The organism is Paenibacillus piscarius, from assembly GCF_022234545.1.
Lineage (GTDB): Bacteria > Bacillota > Bacilli > Paenibacillales > Paenibacillaceae > Paenibacillus_AQ > Paenibacillus_AQ piscarius.
This window is the reverse complement of the sequence record NZ_JAIEUI010000011.1, coordinates 75,456-88,975: the sequence shown is the minus strand read 5'-3', so window position 1 is coordinate 88,975 and position 13,520 is coordinate 75,456. Positions and strand designations below refer to the sequence as shown.

Below are 13,520 nucleotides of genomic sequence, written 5' to 3'. Positions count from 1 at the left end.
AAGGTGAGGACATGAAATCGGCCATTTCAGCTTCATAGAAGGACTTCATCACGTTACAACACGCAAGCGAAAGGAGGCACCGATATGAAAGCGAATACAAGCAGTGAAACGGTGCTGCGGCTGGACACCTCGCGGCAGAGCTCACGGCAGAGCGGAAGCAGCCGCAGGCGCTTCTGGCAGACCCGCCGGTTCAAGAACAATGTCCCTCTGTGGGTCATGTTTGTTCCGGTTATCGCCTTCTATATGATTTTCAAATACACCCCCATGCTGGGGCTGGTCATCGCCTTCAAAGATTACACCTTCTATGAGGGCGTATGGGGCAGCCGGTGGGTTGGCCTGGACAATTTCACCAATCTGTTCACCCAGGCACAGTCGGTGCAGATTATCCGCAATACGCTTGTGCTCAGTATATTATCCGTGCTGGTCAGCTTTCCGTTCCCGATTGCCCTGGCGATTATGCTGAATGAAGTCAGGAACAAGTGGTTCAAAAAATCAGTCCAGACCCTCGTCTACCTCCCGTATTTCTTCTCCTGGGTCATTGTCGGCGGGCTGGTGGTGACGATTTTTGCCCAGACCGGGGTAGCCAATGTGGTGGTTGAGAAGCTGACCGGCCAGGCTTTTCCCTTCCTGTTCAAGGAGTGGTCCTGGGTCTCGATCTTCCTCGGCTCGGGAATATGGAAGGACGCGGGCTTCAATGCGATCATCTATCTGGCTGCGCTGACCTCCATCGACCCCAGTCTCTATGAGGCGGCGAGTATGGACGGGGCGGGCAAATGGAAGCAGATCCGTCATATTACGCTGCCCGGGATCAGTCCGACCATCGTTATTATGCTGATTCTGGCCATGGGCCGGGTCATGGAGGTCGGCTTCGACCATGTCTACGTGCTGCAGAACTCGATTGTATCGGGCATTTCCGAGGTTATCAGCACCTATATCTACGCAATTGGACTGCAAGGCGGACAGTTCAGCCTGACGGCTGCCCTGGGGATGTTCGATTCCCTGGTCGCGCTGACTCTGGTGCTGATCTCCAACGCCATTGCCCGGCGCTTCAACAAAGGCTTGTGGTAACAGGAGGACACGATCTATGCAAAGTACAAACGGTGAAAAAGTATTCTACAGCTTCAACTATCTGCTGCTGACCCTGGCAGGCATTCTGTGTCTGCTGCCGCTGCTCCATCTGGCCTCCCTGTCGCTCAGCGGCAAGGACGCGGTGCTGTCCGGTTTTGTTACCTTGTGGCCGGTGGATTTTACGCTGAGCTCATATACAATGCTCTTTGAAGGAACGCCGGTGGTGCGCGCCTTCGGCAACAGCCTGCTGATTACCCTGGTCGGTGTGGCGGCCAGTATGCTGTTCACTATTTTCGCCGCGTATCCCTTGTCCCGCCGTGATTTCTACGGAAGACGCACGCTGACGCTGGCGATTGTGTTCACCATGCTGTTCACCGGCGGGCTGATCCCGACCTATCTTGTGGTCAGCAGTCTCGGGCTGGTCGATTCCTACGCAGCGCTGTGGCTGCCGGCTCTGGTCAGCACTTATAATATGATGATTATGCGTTCCTTTTTTGAGAACATCCCCGAGGAGCTGGTGGAAGCGGCCAGAATTGACGGCTCCGGTGAATGGCGGCTGCTGGCGGGTATTATTCTGCCGTTGTCCCTGCCGGTACTGGCGACAATCGGTCTTTTTTACGGCGTGTATTACTGGAACTCCTTCTTCAACGTCATGATCTACATGAACAGCCCGGAGAAAATCAATCTGACTGTGCTGATCCAGCAGATGGTGAAGAGCCAGGCCGTCCTGCAGGAGCTGAATACGATGAACTCGCAGGAGGTGGTCAATATTACACCGGAGGGCATCAAGGCTGCGGGGATTATGGTCATGGTCATTCCGATGCTGATTGTTTATCCGCTGCTGCAGCGTTATTTTGTCAAAGGCGTCACCATCGGGGCCATCAAGGGCTGACCGCTGCTGTGCCATACCGCAACAACCAGAACGCCATTATAGGAGGGTCATACTCATATGTACAATTCACCCCGGATTAGAAAAGCAACCGCTGCCGGTGCAGCATCCGTGCTGCTTGCCATCGCGGTATCAGGCTGCGGCGGCAACAATGCCGCCACGCAGGGAACAGACAAGGGAGAGGGCTCCGGCAAGCGCGGGTCCATCACCGTCTCGCTGTACGACCGCGGCTCCGTACCCGCAGAAGAGGGGACTATGAGCGACAACCGCTGGACTCAATGGGTCAACGAGAACGGGCCAGTGAATGTCAAATACGTTACGGTTCCGCGCTTCGAATCTCTGCAAAAGTTCAATGTGCTGTTCGCCTCGAAATCCGCCCCCGACCTGATCTTTGAATTTGATACCGCTTACCAGGGCCAGCTCTATAACCAGAAGCAGCTGCTGCCGCTGGATGACCTGATCGACAGCAGCAGTACAGAGTATAAGGCGATGCTGGAGAAATATCCGGCGCTGCGCAAGGCAGGCACTATGGCGGACGGCAAGCTGTATACGGTGGGGCGTCCGGTCCAGTTCGGCCCGCAGCACTATCTGTTTATCCGCAATGACTGGCTGAAGAAGCTGAATCTGGAGGTGCCCACCACACCGGAGGAGCTGCTGAAGGTCGCGAAGGCCTTCACGGAGCAGGACCCGGACGGCAACGGCAAAGCAGATACGTATGGAACCGGGCTCAGCTTCGTGGCCGGTATTATTTTGAACAACATGTTCGGCACCGGATTTACGCTGTTCGGCGAAGACCAGTATCCGTGGGTGCTGGAGAATGACCAGGTGGTGCATGACTGGGACCGGATCAAGGCGGCGGTCTCCTTCCAGAAGGAGCTGTATGCGGCCGGGGTGGCGGATAAGGACTTCGTGACCGACAAGAACGGCGAAAAGCAGAAGCAGGACTGGATCTCCGGCAAGCTGGGCATTTACGGCGGCAACGGGGCTGATGTCAGCACGTATGAGACGCTCAAGAAGAACTCGCCGGAGGCTGAGGTAATCCCGATTGCCCTGCCAACGACGGAATTTGGCCAGTTCAGCCCGACGCTGACCTCGCCGATTCAGATGACCGGGATGGTGAATGCAGCAGCCAAGGACCCCGAATCCGTCATGAAAATGATTGATTTCATGGTAACAGAAACCTATACCACCACGATTCAGAACGGGATCGAAGGGGTCCATTACAAGAAAACCGCCGATGGCCGTGCCGAGGTGATCGACCCGGAGAAGAACAAGAAGGAGCTGGAGTATAACCGCGATATGGGGATGCTCACCCCGCTGATCGGCAAAAATTACGGGCTGAAGAACAAGGTGAACCCTACACCGGCGGAGCAGGATTTCATCGAAATCTACAAAATGGCTGAGAAGCTGTATATGAACCCGGACCGTCCGATTGTCGGCATTACGCAGAAGGCCTTCCTGCCGCTGCTGCCGCAGGAGCTGACCCAGATAAACACCAATGCGAATAAAACGATCCTCGACCGGGCCATGCAGGCTATCGTCAGCTCCGATCCGGCTTCGGTGGACCAGTTCATTGAAGAAGCCAAGGGGGTCTGGGAGAAGGCAGGCGGCACCAAGGTCGATGAATTCTATGCCTCCTGGTATCAGGAGCATAAAGCGGATGCCATTATGCTGAAGGATATTTATGAAATGGGCAAGCAATTGAGCACGGTGGAATAACAGATGTTTTCAAGTACAGGGGGCGGGCAGCATTGAATTATGAGATTAGACAGATTCTCGAAAAAAGCTATGCCGCCGCCTCGGCGGATATTGTAATCGAGGCAGGGCTGGTCCGCTATGACCGGCCCGGGCATACCCGGCAGATGGCTCAACTGCCGTATTGCCATGAGGCCCGGTACTCGGCCGGATATTATGCTTACGGTACCTTGCTGGGACGGCTGGATGAAGCGGCCGGGCTGGAGATGCTCGAAGCCATTGCGGCGCTGCAATTCACTGACCCGGAGCACCCGGATTACGGAGGCTTTCTCTGGTACCGGGAGGAGAGCGTGATTCAGGATTCCAATGCGGCCTTCTTCATTCTCATGCCGCTGGTGGCGGTGCGCCTCACCAGTCCCGGCGTGTTCCCGGCCAGCCATCTGGATATTATGCAGCGCATGTTCCGTCATGCGGCGGCCTGGTTCTCCAGGGAATGCCGTTCGCCGGAGCTGTTCTACCCGAACAAAACGATGAGTGACGGGGCGATGCTGCTGGCGGTGGCCCACTTCCTCGGGGAACCGGAATATCTCCGGACGGCAACCGCCTATTTCAAGCGGTGGGAGGAATATACGGTCCGCCGGGGCTGGGGCTGGGGAGAGAATATCAGCCTGGTGTATCAAGGGGTGATGATGAACGCGCTGAGCATTGCCCGTTCTGTGCTGCAGGAGCATGACCGCGGGCTGGCCGGACGGCTGTCTGTGCAGATGGATGCCCTGAAACAGCTGCTCCTCTTCCATGACGGAGAGGAATTCGTGCCTTCGATCCGCAGCTATAACTTCCGGGGAGAGACCTCGCGGCAGAGCCTGCTGTGGACGGTTGCCGGTGTGACGGGGGTCAGTACTCTGGCGGAGCAGACCTTCTCGCTTAACGATCTGGCGGGGGGCCTGCTGTTCGCGGCGGATCTGCCGCCACGGGAGCACGCCCCCGCTGTGCTGCCGGTCCCGCGCATTCGCGAGGAGCGGATCTTCGATGCCTCGCGCGCCTATACCTGGATCGGGCAGCGTACCCGGCTGGGCAGCATTAACCGTTTTCCGGTCATGCCGGGCAGCTACCAGAATCCGGCCTGGGGGCTGGGCTGGCAGAGCTTCCCGGTCAGCTTCAGCGTAAGAGAGCAGCAGGTGTCCTATCTGCGCTGGTATGTGGATGATTCCGCTGCGGTGCGGACGCATCCGGCGGAGGAGTACCGCAGTGCCTATCTGATGCCCGCCTTGTTCTCCGAGCCGCTGTACCCGGAGGTAGAGACGCGTTCCGCCCAGCAGGGCAACGCGCTGGTGGTGGTCCGCTCGATGACCCGGGTGCATAACCGGGCAGCGGAGATAGCCGATGAATGGCTGATCCACCGCTATGACGGCGAGGTGGAAGCTGTAGTGAATACTGCCGGGGACAGGGAATGGCTGGTGCTGCGTTACCTGGACTGCGCGGTAGCAGTCACGGCGCTCAGGGGCCTGGATTCCAAGGCGGAAGCTCACGCCGTACTGCCGGTCACGGTGGTGCGGGAGGAAGGACGGATCAGGCTCCGCCAGGTGCTCTATTCCGGCAGCAGCAAGATGCTGGCACTGCCCCGGCTGGAAGCGGGCTGGGCGGTGGTATGTCTGGACGAAGCTGCGGAGCCGGCGGACATCCAGAGGCTGCTTGATACGGTGACGATTGAGGATACGGTGCAGGATGACCGGGAGGTGCCGCGTGAGCCGTGGGCCCGGATACACAGCATTAGGCTGACTGCGGGCCACCAGCCCCCGGTTCAGCTGACCGTTGATCCGTACGCCCTGTAACACAATACTTGCTTCCATACGGAAAGGTGGCTATTATGAGACAATCAAGCCGGAAACCGTTTTTTGTATACGCTATCATTATGGTGCTGCTGCTGGGCCTTCTCCCGGCAGACCTTGGATCTGTTGCCCGGGCGGATAGTGATTACAGGCTGGAAGAGACCTTTGAGACGTATAGCACCGGTGCGAAGCCGGCCGGATGGACGATTAAGACACCTCCCCAGGGAGTGAGTGTGGGGGTGCAGGCGTGGGAGGGGTATCCCGGCAAGCTGCTGGAGCTGGAGCAGACCAGCAAGCTTGCCAGCAGCTACAGCATCAGCAGAACCGTTACCGATGTGACGTACAGAAGCATGTTCAGCTATTCCTTCAGAGCCGAGCAGACCGGAGCCGTGATCTATCTGCCCACCCCGCAGAGCGGTTCCGTGCCGCTGGTGAAGTTCGCCATTAACAACGGGGCGTTCAGCTATATGAAAAAAGGCGCCGGCTCCTGGACCTCCGTCCTGCCGGTATCGGCAGGCGTATGGCATGAGGTGCGTCTGTCGCTAGACGGCGGCGGCCATACCTTCGATCTGTCCATTGACGGCAACCGTCTGCTGACGAAGGAGCCGATGGCCGAGGGAGGGGCTTTAACCTCCTTTTATATGGGCTTCTATAAAGACAGCATCGGCAAGATCGGCTTTGACAATTTTATTGTAAGCGGATACAAGCAGGCGTTTAGTGCGGCCTTTTCCCAGGACAGCTACAGTCTGCGGAGAGGCGAGAAGCTGTCCCTGCCTCTTCAGTTCACCCCTGCGGATGCTACCGATCAGACGGCTGTCTGGTCCTCCGGTAACGGCGGGGTCGCCACAGTGGACGGCAACGGTCTGGTCACAGGCATCCGTCAGGGAACGACCGTGGTGACGGCCCAGCCGAATGAGGGGCTTCCGGCCGTCACTGCGACAGTAGCCGTCTACGAGACTCCGGTCACGGAGATCGTGCTGGCTCCGCTGGCGCGGGCTGTCCCCGCGGGTTCACGGGTGCTGCTTCAGGCAGCGGTAACACCCGAAAATAATACCGACACCGGCATCCAGTGGGGAACGGAGGACGAGAGCATCGCCGTCATTGACCGCTACGGGGAATTGACGGGTGTCAGCCCCGGAACGACAACCGTGTTCGTGACCGATGAGACCGGAAGCGTCCGCGCCGAGACGGATGTCACCGTTACCGGGCGCACTACTGGTCAGGAGCTGTATGTCGCTCCTGACGGGAACGATAGCAATAACGGTACAGAAGCAGCACCCTTCCGCACCATTGCCCGGGCGCAGGAGGCGGTTCGCCTGCTGAATGACGATATGGACGCGGATATCGTGGTGAACCTGAGGGAAGGCACCTATACGCTGAGTGAGCCGCTGGCCTTCACACCTGAGGATTCCGGGACGAACGGTTATTTTGTTACTTACCGCAGCTATCCCGGAGAGCAGGCAGCCATCAGCGGCGGACAGTCCGTCACGGACTGGGCAGTGTTCGACAGTGCCAAGGGGATCTACAGGGCTAACGTAGGAACCGGCCTTCAGACCCGGCAGCTATTTGTCGACGGTATCCGCGCGGTCCGGGCCCGCAGTACGGCAGGGCTGGTTAATCCGGTCAAAACAGCCACCGGCTATACATCCGATAACCCGGAGCTGGCCGGGTGGGGCAATATTCCCGATATGGAGCTTGTATATAATGAGCTGTGGACGAATTCCCGGATCAAAGTAGCGTCTATCGCTTCCTCAGGCGGCAAAGCGCAGATTGTGCTCCAGGAGCCGGGCCGCAGCGCGGTCTTCAACCGGGGGTTAACCTCAGCGACCGTTCCGGTCTATTATGAGAATGCGTTTGAGCTGCTGGATGAGCCTGGCGAATGGTACTATAACCGCCAGGAAGGGATGCTGTATTACAAGCCGCGCGCCTGGGAGAATCTCTCCACCGCAGAGGTGGTGGCTCCTGTACTGGAGCAGCTTGCTACAATCTACGGGGAATCAGCGGATGAGCCGGTGCGCAACCTGAATTTTGCAGGGCTGAAATGGATGTATACCACCTGGAACCGGCCCAGCACGGCGGCGGGACATTCCGATTCCCAGAACAACCATCTGCGTTATCCGTCCATCCCCGATGAGCTGACCGATGCGGCGGTGATGCTGGAGCTGGCGAACACGGTGAATTTCCGCAGCAACGAGTTCACCAAGCTGGGGATTACAGCGGTGCGGATGCAGAACGGTGTTCAGAACAGCCTGATCGAGGGCAACCGCTTCTATGATATTTCCGGCAGCGCGCTGAACGTGGGCCAGCCAAATTCGTCGGACCGCAATATCTATCATCCGGCAGACGACCGGCTGCTGATGAAGAATAATGATGTGCTGAACAATGTGATTCACGATATCGGCATTGATTATAAATCAGCGTCCGCCGTATCGGCAGGGTATCCGGTGGATATGGATATCAGCCATAATGAAATGTACAATCTGCCTTACAGCGGCACGCATATCGGCTACGGCTGGGATAAGCTGTTTGATGCCGCCACCCGCAACGTCAAAATTCAGAACAATCTGATCTATGACCTCATGGGCATGGGTTTGCGGGACGGCGGTGCCATTTACAGTCTCGGCCCGACAGGAGCCACAGCCGAAGGTAAAAACCTGGTCAGCGGCAACTACATCCGCAACCAGATGGACGGCAATGCCGTTCTCTACACGGACGAAGGCTCTGCCTATTGGAAATTTGAACACAACGTCATTGATCTGAAGGACGCTCCGCTCTGGCATTCTCCGCTCCGCTGGGCGATGGCGTATGTGCCGACCATCCATGATGTGGATTTCGTGAACAACTATACGACAACCGGCGGATACACCAACAACGGGCGCAATGTGCTGTTTCAGAATAATCTGGTCCAGCCGGATGCCGCATGGCCGCAGGAGGCGCTGACCATTATGGAGCAGGCGGGGCTTCAGCCTCAATACGTCTCCATTGCTGAAGGGCAGGTCAGCCGCTGGAGGCTTGCTCCGCTTAAGCTGGCCGCCGGTGCAAGCGGGCAGGTATCCCTTCAGGCGCTGGACGGCAAAGACCGGCCGCTGAGTACAGCGTCCAGCACCTTCCTCTATAGCATTCTCGATCCGGCAGTGGCCTCGGTCAGCAGCGGGGGTGAGGTCACCGGGCTCAGCCAGGGACAGACGAAGCTTGTAGTGAGCATCCTGAATGGCTCCATGCTGCGCACCCTCAGCACAGATGTGTTCGTGGGAGACACTCTGTCCACGGTCCTGCTGGAGGGGCATGACGGCCATGTTGCTTACATCCGTGAAGGTACAGACCTGCAATTGCAGCCTTATGGCGAGACGCTGTTCGGCAACCGTGAGGAGTTAGATGAAGTCACCTATACAAGCAGCGATCCTTCCATCGTCAGTCTCAGCGGAGACGGCCTGTTAACGGCCCATCAGACCGGCACGGCCACCCTGACACTCGCTACGGAGTATTTGGGCACTGTGACGCAGGGGCAGTATGAGGTTAAGGTATGGAATGAGGAGAGTGCCTACGATCATACCCTGCAAGGCGAGGTGCAGGACCCGGACGGCTGGTATGTAGCAGCAACGGCCAACGGGCTGAAGGAGAGCGGGACGGATTCGCTGACCCTGCGGGCACCCGGCGGCCATATCATCTACCAGAACCGCAAGTATCAGAACGAGCTGCTGGATTTTACTATGAAAATCAATGACAGCCCCGGCTCCTCCAACTGGTATGCCCTGATGCTGAATAATCAGAGCAAGGAGCTGAACTACAGCACCGGCAGCATGTATCTGGTGGTCGTTGGAGCCTCGGGCATTGAGCTGCACCGCTTCAATAGCGGAGTACGGACCGTGATCTATGGCGCAATCGAGGGCCTGACCAGCCTGGGCGGACCGGCGATTCCTAATTCGTTCCTGCCCTTTGGGGAGCGCAAACGGGTTCAGCTGGGTGCTTTTCAAGAATCGGGGGGTGTACGCCTGATCCTGAAGGTTAACGGGGTGCAGGTATTCAATTATCTGGACACCGCCGCCGGGGCGATTGGCGAAGCCGGGTACTTCGGACTGGTCTCCCGGAATGCCAGCACTGAGCTGGGGTACTGACCACCTGCATTTCGGAATCCGGTACTGTAGACCGCACCCGCAGCCTTAAAGGATCACCAACATCTGGACTTACAGGGGATGACACCGATGCATAAGAAATGGCTGTACCGACTGATTCTTTCCTATCTGCCCATCCTGTTTGCCGTGGTGTTCTGCCTGATTATTCTGTTCTTCGTGACCTTAAATGAAGCAATGGAGCGGCAGACCTCGAAGGCAAACGGTGTATATGCAGAGAATGTGCTGCAGATTGTTGATACTACCCTGCGCAATCTGGAGACGATGACGATCAAAAGCCTGCTGATGGACGATCAGGTGGGCAGTTATTTTGACCGTCCGGGGAAGCTTGATCCTTACCGCGATTACGGGGTAACGGAGGTACTGCTGGATTTCATGTCGCCGCTGCCGATGATTGATTCGGTCTATCTATACCGCGCAGCTGACGGCAAGGTACTGATGCAGCACTTCTCCTCCCGTCTGCCGGACTTCGGGGACCGCAGCTTCATAGCGTCTGCCATGAAGAATACCGGCAGTGCGGTCTGGAGCGGAATCCGCGAGCTGCAGCTATTTCCCGGTGAGGATCAGCGGAAATCAGTCATTTCGCTGGTGGAGCAGGTGCCGTATTTCTCCGGTGAGCAGGGGCTGATTGTCATTAACGTGCGGAAGCAGTCGCTGCAGGCGCTGATTCAGGAGATGAACATGGCGAATACGGAAATCTGCCTGAAGGATGCGGCGGGGCGCGCTTTTGCCGGGGGAGAGGCCTGCTCCGGGCCGCAGGCTCAGCGTCAGACAGTCAGCCGCACATCCTCCTATACCGGCTGGACGATCGAGGTAGGCATGGAGCGGGCCAAGGCCTTCTCTCTGTTGTCGGCCTTCTCTAATGTCTGGGCGGTCCTGGGGTTCGCCGCAATCATTGGCGGCATCGCTGCCATGACGTATATCAGCCACCGGAATTACCGTCCGATTGAGCAGGTCATGAGCCGGATTTACGCCTTCGGGGAGGAGCGGGCTTTTGGCCTCAAGCCGCAGAGCAGGGAAGGTGACGAATTCGCCTTCATCGGCCATGCGCTGGAGAGCCTGATTGAGCAGACCAACAGCTATGAGCAGCAGCAGGCCGAGGGGATTCTGCACAGGCGGAATCAGTTATTCAAGGAGCTGCTGGAGAACAGCGGCCAGATGTCGGCGGATAACTGGAGCCGGGAAGCGCAGCGGATCGGTCTGGATGGTGAACTCGCCGGTGCGGTGGTGGGCATTGCCGAGATTGATTTCTATGAGGCTTTTGCCGCAGATTACTCGGCCCGGGATCAGGCCTTGTTCAAATTCACGCTGCGCAGTGTAATTCAGGAGATCGCCGAGAAGGAAGGGGTGTCCCTGTGGACCGAGTGGATCGGCCCGGGCCGGCTCGGACTGCTGTTCCGCCGCTCTGCGGATGAAGCGTCAGCGAATATTGTAGAGAAGCCGCTGATCATTGCTGAGTCTGCCCGCTCCTGGGTGAAGCAGCATCTCAAGTTCACGGTCACCTTCGGCATCAGCGGACCTGCCGCCGGTCTCAGCGGCTTATCAGCCGCATACCGCCAGGCGCTGGGGGCGCTGGAGCGCAAAATCACCGCCGGCCCGGACCGCGTCTATGCCGCGCCAGCCGGAAGCCCGCTGCCTCCGGCAGAAGGCATGGATGTGCTGGTTCAGGCCATCGGCGCCGTTCCCCAGCTCTACCGGCTGGGGAACGCGGAGTGGAAGCCACAGATGGAGCGGATCTTTGAACTGCTGGCAGGCGGCAACTACTCCAAGGAGGATATCGTCCGGTTGCTGAGGCTGCTGGAGACCGGCCTGTCCCGGGAGATGCGGGAACTGCCGCCGGAGATGAAGGAAGTCTGGAGCAGCGGGCGGCTGCGGGGGATTCCGCGTTCGCCGGAGTCTTTTGAATGGATTGAGGAGCTGCACGGGGAGCTGGTCGCTTCGCTGGAAGAGATGGAGGAGGCGCTGCGCAGCCTGCGGATGAACCGTGAGCAGTACACGCTCGCCAATAAAGTGCGCGAATTCATCGCCTGCAATTATGCTGATCCCGACTTCTCCCTGACCCATGTTGCCGACAGCTTCGCCATGAACACCAAGACGGTAAGCCGGATCTTCAAGGAGGAGATCGGCGAGAACTTCGTCGATTATCTGGCCCGCCTGCGCATGGAGGAGGCCAAGCGCCTGCTGGCCGGCACCTCCGAGCCGGTGCAGCGCGTCGCGGAGCGCGTGGGGTATCTGTACCCCATGTCCTTCATCCGCGTCTTCAAGAAGCTCGAAGGCATCACCCCGGGCGAATACCGCAAAGCCCAGGGCAGTCCCTTGCATAATGGTGACCGTGATGGTAATGGTGCTGGGGAGGGTTAGGCGCGTGGGCGCGTGGATGCGTGGTGTTAGCGGGGGCGCAGCGGCACGGCTACGGGGATAGTTGGTTACAAGGATAGTTGGTCGCAGGAATAGTTAGTGGAGCTGATAAGTGTGTAACAAGGCGGCCGGGGACCCGGCCGTCTTGTTCGTGTGCTTGCTGCTGCGTAGGCGTGGCTATAAATATACTATATTCGGCCAAACTGCCAACTGCCAACCCGCGAACTGCCAACAGCCAAACCACCGGACTACCAACCCGCCAACCACCAACCCGCGAACCCGTCAACCGCCAACCCGCGAACCCGTCAACCGCCAACCCGTCAACTGCCAACTGCCAACCCGCGAACCCGCGAACCCGTCAACCAGCACAACCGCCCAATCCGCGAATCCCTCAATCCCCCCCCATTGGAGCGCGGATGAAGTGCATAAATACACTACATTTCCGTCATTCCACCGTTGGCGCGCGAATGAAGTGCATAAATACACTACATTTCCGTCAATCCACCGTTGGAGCGCGGATGAAGTGCATAAATGCACTACATTCCGTCAATCCACCGTTGGAGCGCGGATGATGATGTGCATAAATACACTACATTTCTGGAAATCCGCCGTTGGCGTGCGAATGAAGTGTATAAATACACCATATTTCCTCCAATCCACCTTCAGCGCACGGATGAAGGGGATTAGTACACTACATTTACTGGAATAGCACCGTTACTGGAATAGCACCGTCGGCGCATGAGTCACTCAAGTGTATCTATTCCCCGCTTATACCTCCATTTTCGCATGTCGTTATTATGCTAAAGAAGGGCATGATCGTCAAGGAATCGGCCCGCCGGATACGGTACTCTAGAGGGGTAGAAGACACAAGGTTGGAGGGACACGATGCAACGTTGTTTATATAGAGCTGAGTGCCGGGAGGGTGCTAATCCGTCAGCGTTCTGGAGTGCACAGACCGAGTTACTGAATGAACGCATGGACAGGCTGGGCGTTGAACGGCTTAGTATTTTTCAGGATGGCAAGGAGCTGTTTCTGTACTATGAGTGCACCAGCCTGGAGGCGGAGCCGGAGCAGTTATTTCAGGGCGCGGCAGAGATTCTCAAGGAGTGGCCGGGAGGGGAGCAGCCCCGGTTGTGGATGCCTATGATGGATATTTTTCATTATCAGCAGCCGGTCTCCGCAGAACATTGGAATCGCAGTCATATGGCGGGAACCCCATACGGAAGAGTGGCGGCACTGAAGCCGGAGCAGGTCGCAAGCTACGTGTATCACCATTACCAGTATCAGGAGGAGCGCCCGGGAGACGGCGACAAGTACGGGATCATCGGGCTGCATGAGAACCTGCTGTTTTTCTATGCTGAGCTGCCTGCAACGGTGGAGCCTGCCCCGTACGCCGGGAAGCTGACCACGAATCTTCGGCCGGAGAACTGGGGTGAGGTGATGGAGCCGCATTTCAGGAAATGGAGTGAGATGGAGCCGGATCAGGCCATCTGGAAAAAGCTTACGCCCGTCCTAACCATCCCCCGCCCCCATACAGGAAAAGGAGAATGA

Annotated in this window: 7 protein-coding genes; all 7 read left to right on the top strand. The window is 57.8% G+C overall.

Features of this window, described 5'->3' with window-relative positions; all coding sequences use genetic code 11:
* The first annotated feature begins 84 nt into the window (after window positions 1-84).
* The 7 genes from K1558_RS18200 to K1558_RS18170 all read left to right on the top strand — a co-directional run bounded on the left by K1558_RS18200 (window position 85) and on the right by K1558_RS18170 (window position 13,520).
* Window positions 85-1,068 carry an ABC transporter permease gene (locus K1558_RS18200; RefSeq protein WP_420800444.1) on the top strand — a complete coding sequence of 328 codons (984 nt, stop codon included), beginning with the start codon at window positions 85-87 and terminating at the stop codon, window positions 1,066-1,068.
* A 16-nt stretch (window positions 1,069-1,084) separates the two neighbouring features.
* Window positions 1,085-1,960, top strand: coding sequence for a carbohydrate ABC transporter permease (locus tag K1558_RS18195; protein WP_209991818.1), 876 nt, complete (start codon window positions 1,085-1,087; stop codon window positions 1,958-1,960).
* A gap of 57 nt (window positions 1,961-2,017) precedes the next feature.
* Window positions 2,018-3,676, top strand: coding sequence for an extracellular solute-binding protein (locus tag K1558_RS18190; protein WP_238653070.1), 1,659 nt, complete (start codon window positions 2,018-2,020; stop codon window positions 3,674-3,676).
* Between the two features lie 32 nt (window positions 3,677-3,708).
* A complete protein-coding gene (locus tag K1558_RS18185; RefSeq protein WP_238653069.1) occupies window positions 3,709-5,484 on the top strand; it encodes a hypothetical protein in 1,776 nt (591 codons plus the stop codon).
* Between the two features lie 35 nt (window positions 5,485-5,519).
* Window positions 5,520-9,596 carry an Ig-like domain-containing protein gene (locus tag K1558_RS18180; protein WP_238653068.1) on the top strand — a complete coding sequence of 1,359 codons (4,077 nt, stop codon included), beginning with the start codon at window positions 5,520-5,522 and terminating at the stop codon, window positions 9,594-9,596.
* A gap of 87 nt (window positions 9,597-9,683) precedes the next feature.
* Window positions 9,684-11,972: a helix-turn-helix domain-containing protein gene (locus K1558_RS18175; RefSeq protein ID WP_238653067.1), complete on the top strand. Its 2,289-nt coding sequence runs from the start codon at window positions 9,684-9,686 to the stop codon at window positions 11,970-11,972.
* Between the two features lie 882 nt (window positions 11,973-12,854).
* Window positions 12,855-13,520, top strand: coding sequence for a hypothetical protein (locus K1558_RS18170; RefSeq protein ID WP_238653066.1), 666 nt, complete (start codon window positions 12,855-12,857; stop codon window positions 13,518-13,520).